This is a genomic window from Pseudomonas morbosilactucae (genome assembly GCF_023241715.1).
GTDB lineage: Bacteria > Pseudomonadota > Gammaproteobacteria > Pseudomonadales > Pseudomonadaceae > Aquipseudomonas > Aquipseudomonas morbosilactucae.
Genome location: NZ_JALQCW010000004.1, coordinates 62,687 through 85,196, shown reverse-complemented (window position 1 = coordinate 85,196; position 22,510 = coordinate 62,687). Strand labels below are relative to the sequence as shown.

Sequence of the window (22,510 nt, the reverse complement as noted above, 5' to 3'; positions counted from 1 at the left end):
GGGCGCCCACGTGGTTCAAGCCCGGGACTGGGCGCGGGGAGACAGGATGAAACGTTCGATGGCCTGGGCCGCGCCATCCTCGACGTTGCTGGCGGTGACCACATCGGCCTGATCCTTGATGGCCTGTTCCGCCTGGCCCATGGCAATCGACAACCCGGCCTGGTGAAACATCGCTGGGTCATTGCCGCCATCGCCGATGGCCGCGGTGCGTTCGATGGCCACCCCCAGATATTCCGCCAGGGTGCGCAAGGCATCGCCCTTGTTCGCCTGGAGCGCGGTCACGTCCAGGTACACCGGCTGCGAACGCGACACTTGGGCCTGCTCACCAATCTGCGCTTGCAACTGAGCTTCCAACTCCACCAGTAGCCCGGTGTTGTTGCTGGCGGCGACGATCTTGTCGACCCGTGGCAGGTAGGCCTCGAAGCTGTCCACCACCTGCGGCGGATAACCCAGGCCCTGCTGCTCACGGGGCACCATGGGCCGATCAGGGTCATGGAGCAGCCACAAGTCATCGGCAAACACCCAGACTTCGACGTCCGCGTGAGGCGTGAATAGGGCCAGGGTGGCCAGCACCGCGGGCAATGGCAGGTGATGGCGCGCCAGGAAGCGCCCATCCGGATGAACAATGGTTCCGCCATTGAACGCCGCCGTGGGCACATCCACGCCCAGGGCTTCGATCTGCTGGCGCATGGCCCGGGGTGGGCGCCCCGTGGCCAGGCTGAAGGCCACGCCGGCCTCGCGCAAGGCCCTGACTGCCGCCAGGGTGCGGGGGCTGATGCTGTGATCGGGAAGTAACAAGGTGCCGTCCATGTCACTGAGAAGAAACTCGATGGGCTGCTGCACGTGATCACTCATCCCAGTTGGCACCATTCACGGCCGTCACGGCGCAACAACTCATCGGCATCCGCCGGACCTGTACCGCCAGCGGCATAAGGCTGGACGGTGGCGTCCTGTTTCCAGGCATCGAGGAAGGGCTGCACTGCTCGCCAGCCGTTTTCGATGTTGTCGGCACGCTGGAACAGGGTTTGGTCACCCGTGAGGCAGTCGTAGATCAGGGTCTCGTAGCCGGTGGAAGGCTGCATCTCGAAGAAATCCTTGTAGGCAAAGCCCAACTCGATGTTGGCCATGTCCAGGGTCGGCCCGGGCTTTTTCGCCAACAGGTCGAACCACATGCCTTCATTGGGCTGAATCTGGATCCGCAGGTACGTCGGCTGCAGGCTGTCGACCTCGGTGTCGCGGAACTGCGCATAGGGCGCCGGCTTGAAGCAGATGGCGATCTCGGTGTCGCGCACACTCAGGCGCTTGCCGGTGCGCAGGTAGAACGGTACGCCGACCCAGCGCCAGTTATCGATCATCACCTTGAGGGCGACGTAGGTTTCCGTGCTGCTGTCGGCGGCAACCTTGTCTTCCTCGCGGTAGCCCGGCACGGCCTTGCCACCCAGTTCGCCGGCCACATACTGGCCGCGCACCGAGTTGGCCCGCGCGTCGTCCACCGACCAGGGACGGATCGCCCCCACCACCTTGGCCTTCTCGCCCCGCACTGCGTCGGCACCGAAGGCGCGGGCGGCTCCATGGCGACCATGGCCAGCAACTGGAACAGGTGATTGGGCACCATGTCGCGCAAGGCGCCGGTGTGTTCATAAAAGCTGCCACGGGTTTCCACGCCGACGGTTTCCGCCGCGGTGATCTGCACGTGGTCGATGTAGTGGTTGTTCCAGAACGCCTCGAACAGGCTGTTGGAGAAACGGCTGACCAGAATGTTCTGTACCGTTTCCTTGCCCAGGTAATGGTCGATGCGATAGATCTGCTTCTCGCTCATGACCTTGAGCAGGCAGGCGTTCAGCGCCTCGGCGGTTTGCAGGTCGGAACCGAAAGGCTTTTCGATCACCACGCGGCGGAAGGCATCGCTGCCCTCCTCCAGCAACCCGGCAGCGCCCAGACGCTGCACCACTTCAGCAAAAAAGCGCGGCGCGGTGGCCAGGTAGAACACCGCATTGCCGCTGCCGCTGGCGGCAATCTTGGCCGCCAGCGCTTGATAGGTGCTGTCGTCGAGGAAATCCCCTTCGACGTAGCTGATGCCTTTGGCCAGCTGAGCCCACAGCGCCGGATCGAGGCTGGCGCCATTGCCGACTTTGCTGGCGACCTCGGTGCGCAGGAAGTCCTCGAGCTTCTTGGCGAAATCCACATCGCTGATGGCGTTGTGGTCGACCCCGACAATCCGCACGCCCTCGTTCAGCAAGCCATCGCGGCTGAGGTTGTACAGCGCCGGCATCAGCAGGCGCTTGACCAGGTCGCCATGGGCGCCGAACAGGAACAGGGTGGTGGGCGGAGCGGGTTGAGCCTTGGACTTCTTGCGCATTTCGGTCATTTTTTCGAAGTCTCCACGTGGCCGCCGAAGCCGAAACGCATGGCCGACAACAGTTTGTCGCCGTAGGTGCTTTGCTGGCGCGAACGGAAGCGCGCGAACAGCGAGTTGGACAGCACCGGCACCGGCACCGATTGCTCCATGGCGGCTTCGATGGTCCAGCGGCCTTCACCGCTGTCGGCCACGGAGCCCGAGTAACCGTCGAGTTTCGGGTCGCTGGCCAGGGCGTCGGCGGTCAGGTCCAGGAGCCAGGACGACACCACGCTGCCGCGCCGCCAGACTTCGGCGATGTCCGCCACATTGAGGTCGAAACGCTGGTCTTCCGGGAGGTTTTCCGAGGCCTTGGTCTTGAGAATGTCGAAGCCTTCGGCGAAGGCCTGCATCATCCCGTACTCGATGCCGTTGTGGATCATCTTGACGAAGTGCCCGGAGCCAGCCGGGCCGGCGTGGATGTAACCGCGCTCGGCACGGTCGTCCTCGGCGACCCGGTCGCGGGTCCGCGGAATGTCGCCGTAGCCGGGTGCCAGGGCCGCGAACAACGGGTCCAGGCGCAGCACTTCATCAGCGTCGCCGCCGATCATCATGCAGTAGCCGCGTTCCAGGCCCCAGACACCGCCGGAGGTGCCGACGTCGATGTATTTCAGGCCTTTTTCCGCCAGGCTGCGGGCGCGACGGATGTCGTCCTTGTAGTAGGTGTTGCCGCCGTCGATGATCACATCACCGGCTTCCAGCAGTTGGCTCAGGGCCTCGATGGTGTCTTCGGTCGGCGCACCGGCCGGCAGCATCACCCACACGGCCCGAGGGGCCTGTAGGCCCGCCACCAGGGCTTGCAGGTCGGCGACGCCTTGGGCGCCTTCAGCAGCCAGGGTGCTGACAAAGTCCACATTGCGGTCGAACACCACGGTTTCATGCCCGTTGAGCATCAGGCGCCGTGCAATGTTGCCGCCCATGCGGCCCAGTCCAATAATCCCGAGTTGCATGTGCTGATGCTCCTTACTACCAATAGATTTGTGTCAAAAGGTTATAGCCCAAGGGGGCCAATGAGGGTTAGTCCAGAGCGTCCGGCCTAAGTTTCCCGTTCAGACAGTGGATAACGACGGTAAACGACTAGAAGACACAACGACCGTTAAAAATAAAAAAGTTCCCTTTGCCCCTAAAAGAAATCAAACTTGCCGCCGATAGTGTGGTGTCGCCGCTCAGCGCGGGGCAACACACAGTTGAAACACGCCATTTGCGAGGTGAGCAATGGGCACAGTACTACCAGCACGGCCTGCACAAACCCTGTACGTCACCATCCGTCGTGACGAATTGCGCCAACTCAAGGAAGAACGCGAGCAGTTGCAACGGGAACTCACCCAGTTGCGCCAGCTTATGTTGAGTCAAGGCCAGTCCCAGCCGTTGCAACTACCCGCCGCCCATTGATCCCCCACGGTTGAACGCAGGGCCCTGCCCTGCGTTGCTGTTCTCCCCGACCCTGCGCTGTCGCTTGTACGCTCCGTCCTCTGCCGCCCCGGCTCACAAAGTTTTCACATCCGCTTGTCGATACTCCCAGCCTTTATAGCCGCCAAACTTGCGGTGGCCGCCATTGTCGTGACCCTGCGCGCGCGATGGCCGAGATCAACTGGCTGGAGCGCTGAATGGCATTGTTCAAACGTGGCGGCACCGCTGCCAAGGGTTTCGACTGGGCTGCAATGGCCTGGATGTTCCTGTTCTTCTGGTATTTCTCGGGGATCACCCAACTGCTGATCCAGTTGACCGACACCTCGGGCTTTACCGGTTTCCGCCAGGCCTTCTTCATGAGCGCCATCTGGCTCGCGCCGATGCTGCTGTTCCCGGCCCGCGCGCGCTTGCTGGCGGGGCTGATTGGCGTGGTGCTGTGGGCCTGCTCCCTGGCCAGCCTGGGCTACTTCTTCATCTACCAGCAGGAGTTCTCGCAAAGCGTCATCTTCATCATGTTCGAGTCCAACCCCTCGGAAGCCGGTGAATACCTGACCCAATACTTTGCCTGGTGGATGGTCCTGGCGTTTCTCGCCCACACCGCGGTGGCGTTTTTCCTCTGGACCCGGGTGCGCCCCGTGTACCTGCCCCGGGCCCAGGCGGCCGTGGCAGCCGTGGCCATCCTGTTGGTGATTGTCGGCTACCCCCTGATCAAGCAGACCGCACGCACCGGCAGCCTGGCCGGCGGCCTGGAGAAATTCGAAACCCGCATCGAACCGGCCGTGCCATGGCAGATGCTGGTGGCCTACCGACGCTATCGCGAGCAGTTGAACAACATGCAAGGCATGCTCGACAACGTCAGCAAGATCCCTCCCCTGGGCAACCTCAAGGACAGCGGCGCCAATCTGCCCGCCACCCTGGTGCTGGTGATCGGCGAATCCACCAATCGTCAGCGCATGAGCCTGTACGGCTACCCACGTCAAACCACCCCGGAACTGGACAAGCTCAAGGACCAGTTGGCGGTGTTCGACAACGTCATCACCCCGCGCCCCTACACCATTGAAGCGCTGCAGCAGGTGCTGACCTTCGCCGATGAAGAAAACCCCGACCTGTACCTCAAGACCCCATCCCTGGTCAGCGTGATGAAGCAGGCCGGCTACAAGACCTACTGGATCACCAACCAGCAGACCATGACCAAGCGCAACACCATGCTCACCACCTTCTCCGAGCAGGCCGACGAGCAGGTGTACCTGAACAACAATCGCAACCAGAACGCCCGCCAGTACGACGGCGACGTGCTCGCCCCCTTCAGCAAGGCCCTGGCCGAGAGCGCACCGCGCAAATTCATCGTGGTCCACCTGCTGGGCACCCACATGAGTTACCAGTACCGCTACCCGCCGAGCTTCGATAAATTCACCGACCGCCAGGGCGTGCCGCCCGGCGTGCGCGACGACCAGGTGCCAACCTACAACAGCTACGACAATGCGGTGCTGTACAACGACTTCGTGGTGTCGAGCCTGATCAAGGATTACGCCAAGACCGATCCCAATGGCTTCTTGCTGTACCTGTCGGACCATGGCGAAGATGTCTTCGACTCGGCGGGTCACGACATGCTGGGGCGCAATGAGTCGAAGCCCACGGCACCGATGTACACCATTCCCTTTATGGCCTGGGCCTCGCCGAAATGGCGGGAAACCCACGACTGGAGCTTTGCCGGTGACTTGGGCCGGCCTTACAGCAGCTCGAACCTGATCCACACCTGGGCCGACCTGGCCGGTTTGAGCTTCGATGAGCTGGACCGCAGCAAGAGCCTGGTCAGCGACAGCTTCAAACCCCGCCCCCTGCTGATTGGCGACCCTTACGCCAAACAGAACAAGGCACTGATCGACTTCAGCCTGATGAAGCCCAAGGCACCGGCAGCGACGGCCAGCGAACTGGTGCAGCAATAAGCCTGGCGCTGCGTTGAAACAATGCCCCTTACGGGGCATTTTTTATTGCGGCCTATAAAAGCCTTGCCTGGCGCCCCTATGAACGCCCTCGCGTGAAACAAACAATTACAACAACTTCACGCCTGTACCCAAAGTGAATTAATTCCCACTTAATCAATCGTCCCCACACTCCTTCCATGCCTTTATTTCAGGGATGAAGTGGAGAACGAACACTATTAAGCAGGAACTGATCCATGAAACGTTCAAACAAACTTTCGACTGTTGTGATGACCGCTCTGCTGGGCATGGGCTCGACCCTGGCCTTCGCCGAAGACGGCGCCGAACGCTCCCATCAGGCACGGCAGGACTTCCTCGCCACCCAGCAGCAAATCCATGGCCAGGCCGACAATATCGCCCACAGCGACGCGGCCAAGAAGCCGGTGCAGACCTCGAGTACCAGCGTCTCCGGGCAACAGCCCGATGCCTGATTGAACGTTAACCCCAGCACTCGATCCTGATACTCCGCTCCGTTATCAGGATTGAACATTTGGCGCCTGACACGGGCGCCTTTTTTATTGGGGTGCCTTTATGGGGTTGAGCTCGTTAGTTTCTAAAACCCGGCATAAGAGCAACTTTCTTATTGTTTAAAACTGTTTGCCAAGTGCTACCAATAGGGGGGGCAATCTCAGGCAAAACGCTGCAATTGCATCTCGCGCAAGCGGCTCAGGGTACGGCGAAAGGCAAACGCCAGGTAACCCTCGGTGTACAGCTGTTCCATCGGCACCAAGGCCTCGATATAGAGCGGCACCTTACGGTCGTAGCATTCGTCCACCAGCGCAATAAAGCGCCGCACGCTGTCGTCGTGCACCGACAGCTGGGGCAGCTCCCGATCCCCAGCCTCGACCCGCGTTGCGCCGTCCTCGGTGCCACGGGCGATCCTCCCTGGGCGCTGGCTGGCGCTGAGGTTGGGCACATCACTCAACAGAATGGCCTGGAAGCGGTCGCACAGGGCCATAAAGTCCATGGCCGCGAACGGCTGCTCGCACAACTCGGCGTAACGGCACCAGATCACTCGCTCGCTGGCCTGGATCACACTGATCTGGCGGTAGCCCAGGGCAATGCTGCCACTGACCCGCGCCTGACCTGCCGCCATCTGCTCAAACACGGCGCTCAAGGCGCTCTGGCCATCGGCCTGGCGGACCCAGTAACGCTGAGTCGCGACGCCAGGGTGCAGACGGTGGTCTTCGCTGCCGTCCACCGCCACCACCTGCATATGGGCCTCGATCGCCGCAATGGCCGGCAGGAAACGCTCACGGTTAAAGCCATCAGCATAAAGTTGCTGCGGCGGCTGGTTGGAGGTGCTGACCACCACCACGCCCTGCTCGAACATCACCTGGAACAGGCGCCCGAGGATGATCGCGTCGCCGATGTCGTTGACGAACAGCTCGTCAAAACACAGCACCCGCACGTCCTGGCTCAACTCATGGGCCAGGGCATGCAAGGGATCGGCGGTGCCGGTGAGTTGGAAGGAACGCTGGTGCACCCAGCCCATGAAGTGGTGAAAGTGCTGACGCCGGGCCGGGACCTTGAGGCTTTGGTAAAACGCGTCCATCAGCCAGGTCTTGCCGCGCCCCACCGGGCCCCAGAGGTACACCCCGCGCGGTGCATCGTGCCCCTGGTGCAGAGCCTCGTGACACTGCTGCAAGGCCTGCACCGCCCGCAGTTGTGCCGGATCGGCGACAAAACCTCGGGTCTGCACAGCATCCTGATAAGCGCTGAGGGGAGAATCGAAAGGCATCGGGCAGGGACTTCCTGGCAAAGGGCCCGCAGTATGCCACGGCCGCCTGGCACTGAGCCTGCGCGGGGCGCCGCGACTGATGGGCAGCCAGGCCTAGCTTCGGCGCTTGTGCGGGGTGAAGCGCCCCGCTTCCTCTTCCTGCATCTGCTTGCGCCAGGCCCGCAGCCAATCGCTGCGCCGTCCTGGATAAGGCTCGCCCGGCTCCGTGGCAGCGGCCACCCGATCGGTGCGAAAGGTCCGATAGGCCCCACGCAACTCGCACCAGGCGACGATCACCCTGACCTCGTCCATAAACCCCAGGGCCAACGGCCAGATCAGCCGCTGGCTGGGACTGTTGTTGGCGTCGGCGTAGTCGATGTGCAGCTTGGCTTGCTGGCGAATGGCCTGGCGAAAGACATTCAGCGGCACCGGGTTGTCCGGGTACTTACTGGTGGGTGGCCCAGCGAGGATGGTCGGGTTGCGCAAGGCGTCCTGGGCCGCCGGAGCCAGCACCGCGGCAATCTTGGCCAGGGCATCGGCTGCCGCCTTGCCCAGCACCTCGTCGCCACGTTGGTCGACGTAGCGCAGGCCAAGAACGATGGCTTCGATTTCCTCGGTGTTGAACATCAGCGGCGGCAGGAACAGCCCGCTGCGCAGCACATAGCCAACCCCGGCTTCGCCGTAGACCGGTGCACCCAGGGCGCTGAGCTCGGCAATGTCCCGATACACCGTGCGCTCAGAAACCTCCAGCTCCCGGGCCAGGGCGCTGGCGGTCACGGGCCGGCTTTTGCCCCGCAACACTTGCAGCAAGGTGAGTAAACGACTGGTACGCGACACGCTGGGCCACTCCACGGGCTGGAGCGCAGAAGATTACCAGAGGCCCCTGTCAGAAACTGTCAGGAGCCGCTGCCCAGGCGTACAGGTTTCAGCTGCCGGTGCGGATCTTGTTCCACAAGCGCGTGCGGATGCGGTCGATGTTCAGCGGCATGGCTTCCAGGGCGAACAGCTTGTCCATCATCTGCGGGCTGGGGTAGACCTTGGTGTCGTTCTTGATCGCCGGGTCGATCAGCCCGTCGGCTTGCTGGTTGCCATTGGCGTAATGCACATGGTTGCTGATGCCGGCCATCACCTCGGGGCGCAGCAGGTAGTTCATGAAGGCGTAACCGGCCTTTTCATCCGGCGCGTCAGCGGGCATGGCCACCATGTCGAACCAGATCGCCGCGCCCTCCTTGGGAATCGAATAGCCGATTTCCACGCCGTTGTTCGCTTCCCTGGCCCGGCTTTCGGCCTGCAGGATGTCCCCCGAGAACCCCACCGCCACGCAAATATCGCCATTGGCCAAGTCACTGGTGTACTTGGAGGAATGGAAGTAGCTGACATAAGGCCGGACCTTCATCAACAGCGCCTCGGCCTTTTTGTAATCGGCCGGGTCCTTGCTGTGGTGCGGCAGGCCCAGATAATTCAGGGCCGCGGGCAGCAGTTCAGGACCGTTGTCGAGGATCGCCACCCCACACTTCTTCAGCTTCTCCATGTTCTCGGGCTTGAAGATCAGGTCCCAGGAATCCACCGGCGCGTTGTCCCCCAGCACCGCCTTGACCTTGGCCAGGTTGTAGCCGATGCCGGTGCTGCCCCACAGATAAGGAAAGCCGTGTTCGTTGCCCGGGTCGTTGCCCTGCAGGGCCTTGAGCAACACCGGGTTGAGGTTCTTCCAGTTGGGCAACTGGCTCTTGTCGAGTTTTTTCAGGGCGCCGCCCTGGATCTGCCGGGCCATGAAGTGGTTGGACGGAAACACCACGTCGTAGCCGGATTTACCCGTCATCAACTTGCCGTCCAGGGTCTCGTTGCTGTCGTACACGTCATAGCTGGCCAGGATGCCGGTGTCTTTCTCGAAGTTCTTCAGGGTGTCGGGGGCAATGTAGTCCGACCAGTTGTAGATCTTCACCGTCTCGGCGGCCTGGCTGATGGCGGCCACCAGCATCAAAGGGGCAAACCACACACTTGCTGGAGTCTTGCGGATCATGGGATCGATTCCTGTAGGGGTTGTTGTTATTGGCAGGCAATCAAAGGATCGAAAAGTCAGAAAATCAGCACGTAGGTCTTGCGGACGGTCTCATGGATGTCCCAGATCCCGGTGCTGTTGGCCGACAACATCAGTGCGTCGCCGGCTTGTATGTGCAGGGGCTCGCCATGGTCCGGGGTAAAGGTGCAACGGCCCTGGATGAAGTGGCAGAACTCCTGGGCGGTGATCTGCCGCCGCCAGCGGCCCGGGGTGCATTCCCAGATGCCGGTTTCGACGCCATCGTCGCGTTCGACACAGGTCACCGAGGTGACCGCCACGGGCGTGCCCAGGGGCACGGCCACCGGAGTCGAATCATCGAGGGCAACCGTGGCGGTGTTCTTGAATTGAGTGATGCTCATGGGGCTACCTTGGGTTGAGGGTGTTCAGTGCATGAAGCCTTCCATGAACGCCGCCAGCCGAGTGGCCAGGGAGCGCCGCCAGGGGGCCGTGGCCGGGTTGGCCAGGGTCTGGTCCTCATGGACAAAGCTGCGAATGATCGCGTTGTAACCCAGCCAGCGGCACGGTTCCGGCTCCCAGGCCCGCAAGGCGTCGAGGCCGCGCTCGGCCAGGACCCAGGGCTGCTGCACCAGCGAGGTGTCGCGCTGCAGGATCAGGTCGGCCAGGGTCCGCCCGCCGAGGTTGCTGGCGCCCACCCCTTCACCGCCGTAGCCGCCGGACAAGGCAATGCCCTGGCGCCGGTCACACAGCATGTGCGGCTTGAAGGCCCGGGACATGCCCAGGTTGCCGCCCCAGGAATGGCTGATGCGCACGTGTTTGAGCTGGGGGAACAGCTCGCTGAACAGATAGCGGCGCAATTCGACCTCTTGCTCGGTGAGGGCGAAGTCATGGCGCAGTCGACCGGCGAATCGGTAACCGCCACGGGCACCGAACACCAGGCGATTGTCGGCGCTGCGCTGGCCGTAGGTGACCTGCCGGCTGCTCTCGCTGAACGCCTGGCCCTGGCTCAGGCCAATCTCGTCCCAGGTGGCGTCCGACAGTGGCTCGGTGGCCACCAACAGGCTCTGCACCGGCAATTGATAACGCCCCAGGGGCGGCAGGGTCACCGAATAGCCCTCCACCGCCGGCACTACCCAGTGGCTGCGCACTTGGGCCTTGGCCGTGCGCAGGTGGCCGGGCTGCCAGTCGGTCACCGGGCTGTTTTCATAGATCGTCACCCCCAGGCGCTCCACCGCCCGGGCCAGGCCACGCACCAGCTTGGCCGGCTGCAGGGTTGCGCAATGGGGGGAATGGATGCCGCCATAGGGCTTGGCCACGCGAATCTGTTGCACCAGTTGCTCGGGGCTGAGCCAGCGGTAATCGTTTTCGTCGAGCCCCTGGGCATAGAGGTGGTCCAGGTAGGCACGCAGGCTGGCTTCCTGCTCGGGGTAACGGGCGGCACAGTACAGCACCCCGCTTTTCCGGTAATCGCAGTCGATGCCCTCACGCTCGAGGACGGTGGCCACTTCATCGGGAATGCCATGCAACAGGTCGAAAGACGCTCGGCGCTGCTCGGGCGGCAGGCCGGCCAGCAGCCGATCTTCCCCCAGCAGGTTGCCCATCAGCCAACCGCCATTACGCCCCGACGCACCAAAACCGGCCGTCTGGGCCTCGATGATCGCCACCTTGAGCTGGGGCGCCTGGCGCTTGAGGTAGTAAGCGGTCCACAGCCCGGTGTAACCGGCACCGATGATCGCCACGTCGACTTCGAGATCCTGCTCCAGGGACGGCCGCGCCAGCAGCGGCTCGTCGAGCTGATCCATCCACAAACTGATAGTGCGCCACGCTGGCATGCCAAGACTCCGCCATCCGAACTTCGATGAGGGCGATCCTAGTGGCTGGGCTCAGGCGCTGTCTTGCGCGCGTGCCCGCAAAGAAATTTGTTTGGCGTAGGCCCGGGGCGACAGGCCGGTGTGCTGGCGAAAACAGCTGTAGAACGCCGACAGGGAGTTGAAACCGGCGGCAAAGGCCAGCTCGTCGACCTTTACCGGGGGCACGGCCTGGTCCAGGGCCGCCAGCAAATGCTGCAGGCGCGCCTGATTGACGTAGCGGTAGAAGCTCTGCCCCAGCACTTGGTTGAGCAGGTAGGAAATCTGATTGCGGCTGTAGCCGCACTCCCTGGCCACCCGCTGCAAGTCCAGTTGCGGGTCGAGGTAGGGTTGCTGGCGCTGGAAGTACTGCTGCAGGTCCTCGGCCATAAAGCTCAACTGCCGAGGCGACAGCCCCAGGCGACTGGCCGCCGGGCGCAGGCTCTGGCCACCCTGGCTGGCCGGGGTTTCACGCACTAGGGAGGCATATTCGTTGACCCGCCAGATCAGCCCATCACGCACGGTTATGGCTTCACTGGCGCGAAATGACACCAGCCCCTGTCCGCCGCGCAGGGTGACCTGGTACTGGATAAAGGCCGTGTCGCCGTCCACCCGGATACGGTCGCTGTGCTCCAGGGCCTCTTCCGGGTCCCGGGGCATGCTGTTGGCCACGTAGTCACGCAGCTCATCCAGGCCCAGGACGCGGTTCTGGAAGAAGTCGTGGTACTGGATCTCGGGGTGGTACAGCGCCATCACCCCATCCAGGTCACGGTGCTTCCAGCACAGGTGATAACGCAGCACCGTCTCGCCGGTGGCCTGGGTTTGCAGCGGGCCATCATCTGGAGCAGGCATAGGGTTCTCAAACGAAGAAAAACAAAGCTTGCCGCAAGTGACGGGGCCGCTTCAATGGTCAACACCGGGAGTGGGGGGCAGCGGATTGAGGCTTGCAGGAAACCAAGCCATGACCTGCGTCATAAATCGGCAAAAGAACCGCCGGACGGTGCAAAAAAAACCACTGCCTGTCACACGCCGATGCTACTTTTAAAAACTCAACAGGTTGGGTCAGCGAGGGCCCTTCCGTACCTACCGCGAGCAAAAGGAAGCGCTCAATGAACCAGGTGGGCCAGCCGATGAACCGATTCTCCGCCAGCAAAGTCACCTTTCCCAACGCCTGCCAGCTAATGCGCTGGCATTTTCACCCGATGGGCTTCGAAGCCAGCATGGACGCGCCCGGCAGCATGATTGCCCGGCTCTTCGACCGCGCCAGTGGTGAAACCATGATTGCCATTGCCGGCATTCCCTGCGCCACGGTGATGAACGCCAGTGACGTGGAGCGCATCATCGAAGCGGTAGAAGACGAGCTGGAATCCTTGATGCCGTCCTCGGCACTCAAAGCCTAGTAACCCTTCCCCTCGCCGGTTCGCCGGCGCCTGCTGGTGACTGGCTCACCCTTGGGCTCATGCCCGCCGATCGACAAAAAATGCCTTGCCCTTGGGCACTCGCTCCGAGGCCCGTGGGCCATTTGCGGCCTGGGGCTCCTGAGGCTCCACATACCAGTAGCAATGGGTGACTGCCCGGGTGATGCCCACATAGGCCAACCGCAGGATCTCGTCCTTCTGCGCCGCGTCATAGGGCTCGGCGTCGCCGTCCTTGCCCAGGCCCGCCATGCGGTAGACCTGGTTTTTATAGGGCGAACGGGTCAGGTGCTGGCAATCCCCCAGCAGGAACACCGCGTCCGCCTGCAGGCCCTTGGCGCTGTGAAAAGTCAGCTGCTTGAGCCGTCGCTGGCCAAACGGCAAGCTAGAATCAACATTAACTATTTGTGAAATATTGTTTTCAATCAATAACTTATCGACACTTTTTCGATAGAGAATCAAGATTGAATCGCCGCGACGATAATGCTCTTCCAGGCGCTGGGCCAGGTCTTGCTCATCACGATTCAAAACCTGCACCGGCACTGGCTCACGCGGCTCACCGGCCGCCTTGGCCTTCTTCCCGGCAATCGCCGGGGCCGCGCGGACGATATGTTCCGCCGCGTCGATGATGTGCTGATGGCTGCGGTAGTTGTCGCTGAGCATGACCCGGGTGGTGGCCGGCGACGGGAACTCCTGATTGAACTCCATGAAGTACTTCGGCGAACTGCCCCGCCAGCCATAGATCGATTGCCAGTCATCGCCCACGCAGAGCAAGGACGAATGCTGGGCCCGATGCCCCGCGTGCAGGGCTGGGCCGCGCCGGCGGATTTCCCCCAGGCAGGCGCGGATCCAGGAGACGATCTGCGGCGAAACGTCCTGGAACTCGTCGATCATCAGGTGCGACAGCGGCCGCAGGCGCTCATCACTGAGCAGCCTGAGGTTCTCCGGCGAGTGCTCGCTGAACAGGGCAAACATGCGGTTGTAAGTCATGATCGGCGGCGACTGGTCCAGCAGATGGTCTTCCAGGGCCCGCCAGAACAGGCTCAGGGCCTCGAAGAAAAACCGGTCCGGGTCATCCTTGGAGAAACTCATGCGCCCGACCGCATCACAGACATCCAGCCCCAGGTTCTCGATAAACCCGGCCGCCGCCACAAAAGCGTCCAGCAACGGCACCGACGCCAACTCACCCTTGACCTTGTAGTCGAAGCCCGGCCCGGCACTGGCGTCGCCCGCCATGGAGGCCAGAACGCGCGTGGATGAATCGTAACTATCAAGCCAAATCAATGGCTTATGACAGAAAGCTTGAAACAGGGTGCGCTTTACAGCCCATTCCGCCCGCACCGTCAGCTTGGCATTGGGTCGGCTGACCTGGGGGTTTTCTCGCGGGTCGAACCCAAGCACCACCCAGGCGTCCAACTCCGGGGCGTAGCCGTGGCAATGAAAGCGTGCGCCGTTGATTTCCAAAGGTTGGCGATTGGGCTCAATGCCCTTGATCGGCCAGGCACCGGCGCGAAACCACAGGTCCTCGACCGCATCACACAGTTCTTCGTCGCGCTTGGCGGCCAGTTCGGTGACGGCCATGCGCTTCTGCACATCCGGGTGATCGCGCTCCAGTTCTTTAAGCAGCAAGGCCTGGCGCAACAGCGGCTTGATCGCCTCGCGAAAACGCGGGTCGCGGCCCTGCAGCGCGTGATAGCAGGCGTTCAGGTGCTTGCGCTGGGCGTCATTGATGCGCAGGTCGAACGGGTTGCTGTCCACCTCCTCTTCACCGGACGCTGCACGCTCACTGAGGTTCTCGAACGCCTGCAAACGCTCGAAGCCCGGCAGGCTGCGGACCATGGGCAAGATCCTCGAATGGAAGGTGCGCACCACGTCGCGGGCGTCCTTGAGGCTCAATGCCCGACCCCAGAGGCCAAACACCTCCAGCAGCTTATTGATGAAGTCCTTGCGCGACTCGCGGGTGAAGGTCACCACCGTCAGGCAGTCGAGCTCAAAACCCAGGTAATGGGTCAGCAACAGGATGCGCAGCACCAGAGAGGTAGACTTCCCTGCACCTGCCCCGGCGATCACCGAGGTTGACGGCGTATCGCTGAAGATCATCTTCCATTGCGCGGTGCTGGGTTGAGCATGGGCCGGCAGCAGCCGCGCGACATCGGCCTTGATGCGTTTTTTCAGCTCAGGCGTCAGAGGCAGGCGCCAGTCGTCGAACAGTTTGTCGTCCACCCCCGGTGGGCGATGCTCGGTGTTGCGGCTGTCACGGATCAACAGCACCTGGCGGCCTTCCTCCAGCCCCTCGAGCTTGCCTTCCTTATAGCCGTAGTCCACCCCAGCGGTGTGCCCGCTGCGAAAGCCATCGGCCTGCCCATGCAGCCAGGACGCCCGGTGCTGGGCCCGCAGGCGGTTGAGGCCATGGCCAAAAAAACGAGCGGCCAGGCGCTTGAGCAGCGGCATCTCGGCCAGGGGCAGAAGTTCGGGCGGAAGATCGGGGGTGTGTTGCGGCACGCTGACTCCAGGGTGTGAGGCGGTGTGGGCTATGGTCGCGGCATTTTCCGTCGATATCCAGCCAATTGCTTACAGGTCATTAACTTAAGGGATGAAGTGAAGGTTGCACAGTAGGAAATCCCAGGCAAAAACATCCAATTATTTGATTGAAATCCAGCATTTTTTGCGCTTTTTATCGATAGGTGATCCGAGGAAGATGCACGTCATCAACCGGGGTTATGCAGTGGGCGGCCCGAACATCGCGCCCCCTCTGACACCCCCTCAAGAGGATACGACCATGCTTGAACTCAGACCTTTCGCCTCGCTGGGCGGCGCTCACCACGGCTGGTTGGATGCCCATCACCACTTTTCGTTCGCCGAGTACCACGACCCCAAACGCATGAACTGGGGCAACCTGCGGGTCTGGAACGATGACGTGATCGCCCCCGGCAGTGGCTTCCCCCAACACCCCCACCGGGACATGGAAATCATTACGTATGTCCGTGAGGGGGCCATTACCCACCGCGACAACCTGGGCAACGAGGGCCGCACCGAAGCCGGCGATGTGCAGGTGATGAGCGCCGGCACCGGGATCGCCCACAGCGAATACAACCTGGAAAACGCAGCGACCAAGATCTTCCAGATCTGGATCATCCCCAATCAGGCTGGTGCAGCCCCGTCCTGGGGCGCCAAACCCTTCCCCAAAGGCCAGCGCGAGGGTTTTGTGACCCTGGCCAGCGGCAAGGACGGCGACGACCAGAGCCTGCGTATTCGCGCCGATGCACGGTTGGTGGCGGCTAACCTGAAGGCTGGCGAGTCGGCAGAGTACTCACTGGACAGCGGGCGTCGCGCGTACCTGGTGCCAGCCACCGGGGCGATTGAAGTCAATGGCTTGCGTGCACAAGCTCGAGACGGCATTGCCGTAGCGGATGAGCACGTGTTGCGGGTCACGGCCCTGGAAGACAGTGAAATCGTCCTGGTAGACCTGGCCTAACGCCTGGGCACCAGCGCAAAAAAAAGGGGCGACCACTTGGTCGCCCCTTTTTCATGCCTTGCGGATCAACTGATGGCGCCATCTACCAAGGTCTGGGCTTCCTGCACCAGCTGCTTGAGGTGGTCGTCACCGATAAAGCTCTCGGCGTAAATCTTGTAGATGTCCTCGGTGCCCGAAGGACGCGCCGCGAACCAACCGTTCTGAGTCATGACTTTAAGGCCGCCAATTGCCTGGTCGTTGCCCGGTGCGTGGCTGAGGATGGCCTCGATCTTCTCGCCGGCCAACTGAGTCGAGGTCACCTGATCCGGCGACAGTTTGCTGAGCAGGGCTTTCTGCTGCGGGTTGCCTTGGCGTCCACCCGTACCGAGAACGGCTCGCCCAGTTCGTCACACAGGCCGCGATAGGCCTGGCTTGGGTCGCGACCGGTGCGCGCGGTCATTTCTGCCGCCAGCAAGGCCGGGATCAAGCCGTCCTTGTCGGTGCTCCAGACGCCGCCGTCCTTGCGCAGGAAGGACGCGCCGGCGCTTTCTTCACCGCCAAAGCCCAGGGAGCCGTCGAACAGACCGTCGGCAAACCACTTGAAGCCCACCGGCACTTCGTACAGGCGACGGCCCAGGCGCGCTGCCACCCGATCGATCAGGCCGCTGCTGACCACGGTCTTGCCGACGGCCGCGTCCGCGCGCCACTGCGGACGGTTCTGGAACAGGTAATCGATGGACACGGCCAGGTAATTGTTCGGTGCCAACAGGCCACCGGACGGCGTGACGATGCCGTGGCGGTCATGGTCCGGGTCGCAGGCAAAGGCAACGTCGAAACGCTGCTTCAGGCCGATGAGGCCCTGCATGGCGTAGCTGGAGGATGGGTCCATGCGGATCTGCCCATCCCAATCCACGGACATGAAGCGGAAGGTCGCATCGACCTCCTTGTTGACCACTTCCAGGTCCAGGCGGTAATGCTCGGCAATTGCCGACCAGTAGCGCACGCCCGCGCCACCCAGCGGGTCCACGCCCAGGCGCAGCTTGGCGTTACGAATGGCGTCCAGATCGATCACGTTGATCAGGTCGGCCACGTAGGTGTTGAGGTAGTCATGACGGTGAGTGGTGTCGGCTTTCAGCGCTTGCTCGTAGCTGATGCGCTTGACCCCGGCCAGCTTGGCCGCCAGCAGTTCGTTGGCCTTAGCTTCGATCCACTTGGTGATGTGGGTGTCGGCCGGGCCACCGTTGGTGGGGTTGTACTTGTAGCCGCCGCTTTGTGGCGGGTTGTGGGACGGGGTAATGACAATCCCGTCCGCCAGGCCCGACGTGCGGCCGCGGTTGTAGCCAATAATGGCGTGGGAGATAGCTGGCGTCGGGGTGTATTCATCACCGGTGGCGATCATCACCGTCACGCCATTGGCCGCCAGCACTTCCAGGGCGCTGGCGCCCGCCGGGGTAGACAGTGCATGGGTGTCGATGCCGACAAACAACGGGCCGTTTATACCCTGGGATTCGCGATACAGGCAGATGGCCTGGCTGATAGCCAGGACGTGCCATTCGTTGAAACTCAGATCGAACGAGCTGCCACGGTGCCCGGAGGTGCCAAAGGCGACGCGCTGGGTCGACACCGAGGCGTCGGGTTGGCCGGTGTAATAGGCCGTCACCAGTCGCGGGATATCGACCAACAATTCAGCCGGTGCCGGTTTGCCCGCAAAAGGACTGAGAGTCATGCAAAACCTCTGGAGAAAGGATGGTTCGGGAATGCTGCGCAGTTTACTGGCACTTTGACCGTAGCGCGATGGGATCTATCCGCCCTCCTCCAAGAGAATTACTGCATGCGAAAAGGCTGATCTGCAGACACGTCTCAACCGCCAGGCGGGTGCTGCGCGGCAGGTCGATGCTGATGGAAAAGACAGGAACAGAACAACGGCAGGTATAAACAAAAAGCCAGGATTCGTGGGGAACGAACCCTGGCTCTGGGGTCAGGCCGGATCGACCAGCAACGCCACCCGCTCACGGCAAGGACACTCGTCCATGTAACGGTGGGCTTCGACAAATTCGCCGAAGGGGAAGACCCGGGTCTTCAGCGGCACCAACACACGGTCAGCGGTCAACTGGTTGATGTCACGCAGGGCCCGTTGCAGCGCCACCTGGTCCTGGATGATGCCCAGCTCCGGCTTGCCGGTGAAGTTGCCGATGCAGTGCACGAAGAACTGGATGTTCTTCTGGAACGCTGCACAGGCCGGAAACGGCGTCTGGTTGCCGCCCTGCAAGCCGTACAACACCAGGCTGCCACGGGGCGCCAGCACATCGCCGAGCATGGACATCTGCGGGCCGCCCAGGCCGTCGAACACCACGTCCACGCCACGGTTGTCAGTGAGCTTGTTGATTTGCATCAGCAAGTCCTGCTCCTCGGTGACGATGACCTTCTCGGCCCCCAGGGACAGCAGATACTCACGCTCTTCAGCAGTCTTGGTGGCCGCAATCACCCGCACACCCAAAGCCTTGCCCAACTGGACAAACGATGGGCCGGCGCAATGGCTGGCGTCGGTGACCAGGGCAAACTGCCCGGGCTTGACCCGCGCCAGATCGACGTAGGCGAAGTAAGCAATCAGCAGCGGCGTGTAATGCACGCTGGCTTCGATGGGGCTGAGGACGTCTGGGTAACGGGTCAATGCCGAACGGGGCAGGAGAATCTGCTCGCCATAGACGGGGTAATCATTGGGGCTCTCAGCCGGAAAACTGGCGACCTTGTCACCCACGGCCAAATCTTCGATACCGTCACCTACCGCGGTGACCACACCGGCCATTTCATGCCCAAGGCCTGACGGCAAACGTGCATGGGACGACGCCAGATTCTGACGCCAGAGCACGTCGTACCAACTGATGCCAATCGCTTCGACTCGTACCTGCACTTCGCCTGGCGCAGGCAAAGCGGCCGCATGCTCTTCGCATTTGAGCACCTCGGCCGGACCAAACTTGTGAAAACGGATCGTGCGGGACATCGCAAACCTCGTCAAAGTAACCTCTAATGCGCTGAACTCTATCTGGGGTTTCTGAGCAAGACCATCAGTGGCTATTAATAGTCGACATGCCTGTCATTGATTCCGCTGGCCTTGAACGCCCGCATATATAAGGGCTAGAGCAAAGCAGCGGGCTCAGGAAAAATAATTAGCCGGTGCAGAGTACCAGCCTTTGCCCGTAAGATTCACGCCGGCCATTGTTCCCATATGGTCGTTCCCGTCAAGTTCGCTGACTCTGCCAGGACTCCAGATGAATCGTAATGACCTGCGTCGTGTCGACCTGAATCTGCTGATCGTGTTCGAAACGCTGATGCATGAGCGCAGTGTGACCCGCGCCGCCGAGAAATTGTTCCTCGGCCAGCCGGCCATCAGTGCGGCGCTGTCACGCCTGCGCAACCTGTTCGACGACCCGTTGTTCGTGCGTACCGGGCGCAGCATGGAGCCCTCGGCCCGGGCGGTGGAAATCTTCGCGCTGCTCTCCCCGGCCCTGGATTCGATTTCCACCGCCGTGAGCCGCGCCGCTGAATTCGACCCGGCCACCAGCACCGCCGTGTTCCGCATCGGCCTGTCCGATGATGTCGAGTTCGCCCTGCTGCCCATGCTGCTCAAGCGCCTGCGAGCCGAAGCACCGGGCATCGTCCTGGTGATACGCCGGGCCAACTACCTGTTGATGCCGGCCCTGCTGGCCTCGGGTGAGATCTCCATTGGCGTCAGTTACACCGCCGACCTGCCGGCCAACGCCAAGCGCAAACTGCTGCGCATGAGCCAGCCCAAACTGCTGCGCGCCGACACCGTACCCGGCGCCCTGAGCCTGGACGACTTCTGCGCCCGCCCCCATGCCCTGGTGTCGTTCGCCGGGGACTTGAGCGGGTTTATCGACGAGGAACTGGAAAAACTCGGACGCAAGCGCCACGTGGTCCTGGCAGTGCCCCAGTTCAACGGCTTGAGCACCCTGCTCGCAGGCACCGACATCCTCGCCACCGTCCCGGACTACACCGCCGACGCCCTCACCGCCGCCGGCGCGTCCGCGCCGAAGACCCGCCATTGCCAGTGCGCAGTTTCGAACTGCACATGGCCTGGCGCGGCTCTCAGGATAATGACCCAGGGGAACGTTGGTTGCGGTCGCGGATTCAGATGTTCTTCGGGACCCGATAGTCTGTAATGGAATTCCACTAAATTCCATAAAGCTGTTATATAACAACAACTTATTTTTAATATCAGTCTACTGCCGCCTGTCTAAATCCAATGGATTCCAGAACTCATGGGGGCATAATTGGGGGCAAATTTCGGTTCCTTAAAAAAGGATGCCCCCACCGATGCCCCCAGATAATGCGGTTGTTTTCAAAAGAAAACTCAGCGATGCCTTGATCCGCTCGCTGACCGAACCCGGCAAACACGCTGACGGCGAAGTCCCTGGTCTCTACTTGGAGGTGAGGGCGTCGAGCAAGGCCGGCAAATCCCCTTCCAAGTTCTGGCGCTTGAAGTATCGGCTGCATGGCAAGGAAAACCGCTTCTCGATCGGCGCTTACCCCGATATCGGCCTGAAGGAGGCTCGCGACATTGCTCGCGGCGCGCGGCGCGACGTGGCTAATCACACCGCCCCGCTCAAGGCCAAGACCGCAAAAATCGAGGCACAGTTGCTCAATGAAGAGCGCACCTTCGCGTACGTGGCCGAGCAATGGTTGTCATTCAAGTCGGCCGAACTGGTGACCAAATCCATCTCGGGGTTTAACGGAGCGCTGAACAACCACATCTTGCCCGCGATTGGTAAAAAACCGGTTAGCGAGATCAAGCTGGAGCACATCACCACGATCATTACGGAGTTGCGCCGCCAGCGCACCATGGCCATGGCCCGGCGCGTGCGTACCATCATCCGTGCCGTCCTGGGCTTTGCCGAGGGTCGCGGATGGGTGGAACGCAATGTGGCGCTTAGTAACATTGAGGAGTTGAAAATTCGCCATGTCGTGACCAGCAACCCAGCGATCGAAAGGCCTGCGGACCTGGGTAGGTTTCTTCTACGCCTGGATGACTGCAACGACGGCAGCGTTGCCACCGCGATGCGTCTGCTGGTGATGTTGCCGGTCCGCCCTGGCGAACTCGTACAGATGCGCTGGGAAGACGTCGACCTGGTCGGCGCCGATTGGCGTTATGTGGTGAGCAAGACCAAGCATCTCGACAAGAGCAAACACATCGTGCCGCTGCCCGAGCAAGCCCTTATCTTATTGCGCGAGTTACTTAAAACACGCGTAGTGGATGCAGAGGGCAAGGGCTGGGTGTTCGTCTCGCAGGTCTATCCGGGACGTCCCATAAACCCGACCTCAATGCTCAAGTCCTTTCAGCGTATTTGGCCTGAGTACAACATCACCGCGCATGGCTTTCGCGCTACCTATCGGACCATTGCCCATGAGCACTTGGGTATTGATCCAATCGTGCTCGAACTGTCTTTATCTCATCGGATGCCGGGGGCTCTTGGGGCTGTCTACGCGCGCGCCCAATTGCTGGCGCAGCGCAGGGAAGCGGCTCAACAATGGGCTGACTATTTAGATCAATTACGGCAAAACGCTGCGCTAATAACTCTTTGCGCGACACAATAATCCAGACAACCCGTCACCTATAGGCTGGCCTCGCGCGATATGAACAGTAGTCACATAGTCCCCCAATGCCTCCTTCCGACGCTTGTAGCGCGGATGAGATTGATAGCCAGCATGTCATTCTCCTGTGAGGTGCGCTTCATGGGCAGATTGAGCTTTCCTGCATATCAATCGCCGCAACGGCGCTTGCGCCAGCAATTCAACCGCTACGCCTGCCCGTTGCGTTATCGCCCTACTCTCCTTGATGACAAGACTGCCACCCCGCATCTCGCACACCGTGATGCCAAGGTTATAAGCCGCAATTTTTTTCCTATAGGCGGGGTCCACCGCGCGCGGCATTCCGCGTTGAGCGTTCTTTAGCATACCGACTTCAAAGCCCGGCGACAGGCCGAAGGCGAGCCAGCCCCAACCGAATAGCAGCTACAACATCGCCCATTTCCATGGCAACACCACAGCTAGAACAACAAACGCCAATGGCCGACATGCGTCGCAGCGCCAACGACCAGCGTAGCTGGGCAGCCTAACGCCAGCCGTAAAGGAAAACGAGCAAGCGTGCCGAGTTTTGCCTCAAGCAGGAGCAAGCCATCGCACAATCCCCATACGAGGACTAGATACCATTGCGCAACTTAATCATAATATTATTCATTTAGGCCAAAGTTA

Annotated in this window: 16 protein-coding genes and 3 pseudogenes; 7 read left to right on the top strand and 12 right to left on the bottom strand. The window is 61.6% G+C overall.

What is annotated here, in order from left to right; translation table 11 throughout:
* Positions 1 to 15: 15 nt before the first annotated feature.
* From M1B34_RS01690 to gnd, 3 genes and pseudogenes are all read right to left on the bottom strand, one after another.
* Complete coding sequence (locus M1B34_RS01690) at positions 16 to 855, bottom strand: HAD family hydrolase (protein WP_268264282.1); 840 nt, start codon at positions 853 to 855, stop codon at positions 16 to 18.
* Positions 852 to 2,368, bottom strand: a pseudogene (gene zwf / locus M1B34_RS01685) (glucose-6-phosphate dehydrogenase). Before zwf ends, M1B34_RS01690 begins: the two are co-directional and overlap by 4 nt.
* A complete protein-coding gene (gene gnd / locus M1B34_RS01680) occupies positions 2,365 to 3,345 on the bottom strand; it encodes a phosphogluconate dehydrogenase (NAD(+)-dependent, decarboxylating) (protein ID WP_123333208.1) in 981 nt (326 codons plus the stop codon). Before gnd ends, zwf begins: the two are co-directional and overlap by 4 nt.
* Before the next feature lie 265 nt (positions 3,346 to 3,610).
* Here gnd and M1B34_RS01675 point away from each other — a divergent pair, with 265 nt between their 5' ends.
* The 3 genes from M1B34_RS01675 to M1B34_RS01665 all read left to right on the top strand — a co-directional run bounded on the left by M1B34_RS01675 (position 3,611) and on the right by M1B34_RS01665 (position 6,218).
* Positions 3,611 to 3,787: a DUF6026 family protein gene (locus M1B34_RS01675; protein WP_185039244.1), complete on the top strand. Its 177-nt coding sequence runs from the start codon at positions 3,611 to 3,613 to the stop codon at positions 3,785 to 3,787.
* 215 nt (positions 3,788 to 4,002) lie between these two features.
* Entirely contained in the window at positions 4,003 to 5,751 is a 1,749-nt protein-coding gene (locus M1B34_RS01670) for a phosphoethanolamine transferase CptA (protein WP_268264281.1), read from the top strand.
* A 233-nt stretch (positions 5,752 to 5,984) separates the two neighbouring features.
* Positions 5,985 to 6,218, top strand: coding sequence for a hypothetical protein (locus tag M1B34_RS01665; protein ID WP_268264280.1), 234 nt, complete (start codon positions 5,985 to 5,987; stop codon positions 6,216 to 6,218).
* Positions 6,219 to 6,415: 197 nt separating this feature from the next.
* Here M1B34_RS01665 and zapE read toward each other — a convergent pair whose 3' ends face one another.
* From zapE to M1B34_RS01635, 6 genes are all read right to left on the bottom strand, one after another.
* Positions 6,416 to 7,528 (bottom strand): cell division protein ZapE, encoded by a 1,113-nt coding sequence (zapE, locus tag M1B34_RS01660; protein ID WP_268264279.1) that lies wholly within the window; start codon positions 7,526 to 7,528, stop codon positions 6,416 to 6,418.
* A gap of 93 nt (positions 7,529 to 7,621) precedes the next feature.
* A complete protein-coding gene (locus M1B34_RS01655; RefSeq protein WP_268264278.1) occupies positions 7,622 to 8,344 on the bottom strand; it encodes a helix-turn-helix transcriptional regulator in 723 nt (240 codons plus the stop codon).
* 88 nt (positions 8,345 to 8,432) lie between these two features.
* Entirely contained in the window at positions 8,433 to 9,485 is a 1,053-nt protein-coding gene (locus tag M1B34_RS01650) for a polyamine ABC transporter substrate-binding protein (protein ID WP_425273483.1), read from the bottom strand.
* A gap of 98 nt (positions 9,486 to 9,583) precedes the next feature.
* Positions 9,584 to 9,925, bottom strand: coding sequence for a cupin domain-containing protein (locus tag M1B34_RS01645; RefSeq protein ID WP_268264277.1), 342 nt, complete (start codon positions 9,923 to 9,925; stop codon positions 9,584 to 9,586).
* Between the two features lie 24 nt (positions 9,926 to 9,949).
* Entirely contained in the window at positions 9,950 to 11,356 is a 1,407-nt protein-coding gene (locus tag M1B34_RS01640; protein ID WP_268264276.1) for an NAD(P)/FAD-dependent oxidoreductase, read from the bottom strand.
* Between the two features lie 51 nt (positions 11,357 to 11,407).
* The gene (locus M1B34_RS01635; protein WP_123333224.1) at positions 11,408 to 12,223 is read right to left on the bottom strand and encodes a helix-turn-helix domain-containing protein; all 816 of its coding nucleotides are present in this window, start codon (positions 12,221 to 12,223) and stop codon (positions 11,408 to 11,410) included.
* A 278-nt stretch (positions 12,224 to 12,501) separates the two neighbouring features.
* Between M1B34_RS01635 and M1B34_RS01630 the strand changes: the two genes are divergently transcribed.
* The gene (locus M1B34_RS01630; RefSeq protein WP_123334453.1) at positions 12,502 to 12,771 is read left to right on the top strand and encodes a DUF1652 domain-containing protein; all 270 of its coding nucleotides are present in this window, start codon (positions 12,502 to 12,504) and stop codon (positions 12,769 to 12,771) included.
* A gap of 57 nt (positions 12,772 to 12,828) precedes the next feature.
* On the opposite strand, the gene M1B34_RS01625 is transcribed toward M1B34_RS01630, so the two are convergent.
* Positions 12,829 to 15,288 (bottom strand): UvrD-helicase domain-containing protein, encoded by a 2,460-nt coding sequence (locus M1B34_RS01625; protein WP_268264275.1) that lies wholly within the window; start codon positions 15,286 to 15,288, stop codon positions 12,829 to 12,831.
* Positions 15,289 to 15,565: 277 nt separating this feature from the next.
* Between M1B34_RS01625 and M1B34_RS01620 the strand changes: the two genes are divergently transcribed.
* On the top strand, positions 15,566 to 16,261 hold the full coding sequence (locus M1B34_RS01620) for a pirin family protein (RefSeq protein ID WP_268264274.1): 696 nt from the start codon (positions 15,566 to 15,568) through the stop codon (positions 16,259 to 16,261).
* 65 nt (positions 16,262 to 16,326) lie between these two features.
* Here the strand turns inward: M1B34_RS01620 and pgm are convergent.
* Positions 16,327 to 17,966: pseudogene (gene pgm, locus M1B34_RS01615) on the bottom strand (phosphoglucomutase (alpha-D-glucose-1,6-bisphosphate-dependent)).
* 252 nt (positions 17,967 to 18,218) lie between these two features.
* Positions 18,219 to 19,241: a zinc-dependent alcohol dehydrogenase family protein gene (locus M1B34_RS01610; RefSeq protein ID WP_123333232.1), complete on the bottom strand. Its 1,023-nt coding sequence runs from the start codon at positions 19,239 to 19,241 to the stop codon at positions 18,219 to 18,221.
* Between the two features lie 268 nt (positions 19,242 to 19,509).
* Here M1B34_RS01610 and M1B34_RS01605 point away from each other — a divergent pair.
* Both M1B34_RS01605 and M1B34_RS01600 read left to right on the top strand, forming a co-directional pair.
* Positions 19,510 to 20,421: pseudogene (locus tag M1B34_RS01605) on the top strand (LysR family transcriptional regulator).
* Positions 20,422 to 20,575: 154 nt separating this feature from the next.
* Entirely contained in the window at positions 20,576 to 21,853 is a 1,278-nt protein-coding gene (locus tag M1B34_RS01600) for a tyrosine-type recombinase/integrase (RefSeq protein WP_268264273.1), read from the top strand.
* Positions 21,854 to 22,510: the final 657 nt, after the last annotated feature.

What these genes read in the sequence shown, in the direction of transcription:
- M1B34_RS01600 (WP_268264273.1), top strand. Translation starts at nt 20,576, where the DNA reads ATGCCCCCAGATAATGCGGTTGTTTTCAAAAGAAAACTCAGCGATGCC.
- M1B34_RS01620 (WP_268264274.1), top strand. Translation starts at nt 15,566, where the DNA reads ATGCTTGAACTCAGACCTTTCGCCTCGCTGGGCGGCGCTCACCACGGC.
- M1B34_RS01610 (WP_123333232.1), bottom strand. Translation starts at nt 19,241, where the DNA reads ATGTCCCGCACGATCCGTTTTCACAAGTTTGGTCCGGCCGAGGTGCTC.
- gnd (WP_123333208.1), bottom strand. Translation starts at nt 3,345, where the DNA reads ATGCAACTCGGGATTATTGGACTGGGCCGCATGGGCGGCAACATTGCA.
- zapE (WP_268264279.1), bottom strand. Translation starts at nt 7,528, where the DNA reads ATGCCTTTCGATTCTCCCCTCAGCGCTTATCAGGATGCTGTGCAGACC.
- M1B34_RS01630 (WP_123334453.1), top strand. Translation starts at nt 12,502, where the DNA reads ATGAACCGATTCTCCGCCAGCAAAGTCACCTTTCCCAACGCCTGCCAG.
- M1B34_RS01670 (WP_268264281.1), top strand. Translation starts at nt 4,003, where the DNA reads ATGGCATTGTTCAAACGTGGCGGCACCGCTGCCAAGGGTTTCGACTGG.
- M1B34_RS01690 (WP_268264282.1), bottom strand. Translation starts at nt 855, where the DNA reads ATGAGTGATCACGTGCAGCAGCCCATCGAGTTTCTTCTCAGTGACATG.
- M1B34_RS01640 (WP_268264276.1), bottom strand. Translation starts at nt 11,356, where the DNA reads ATGCCAGCGTGGCGCACTATCAGTTTGTGGATGGATCAGCTCGACGAG.
- M1B34_RS01650 (WP_425273483.1), bottom strand. Translation starts at nt 9,485, where the DNA reads ATGCTGGTGGCCGCCATCAGCCAGGCCGCCGAGACGGTGAAGATCTAC.
- M1B34_RS01675 (WP_185039244.1), top strand. Translation starts at nt 3,611, where the DNA reads ATGGGCACAGTACTACCAGCACGGCCTGCACAAACCCTGTACGTCACC.
- M1B34_RS01635 (WP_123333224.1), bottom strand. Translation starts at nt 12,223, where the DNA reads ATGCCTGCTCCAGATGATGGCCCGCTGCAAACCCAGGCCACCGGCGAG.
- M1B34_RS01645 (WP_268264277.1), bottom strand. Translation starts at nt 9,925, where the DNA reads ATGAGCATCACTCAATTCAAGAACACCGCCACGGTTGCCCTCGATGAT.
- M1B34_RS01665 (WP_268264280.1), top strand. Translation starts at nt 5,985, where the DNA reads ATGAAACGTTCAAACAAACTTTCGACTGTTGTGATGACCGCTCTGCTG.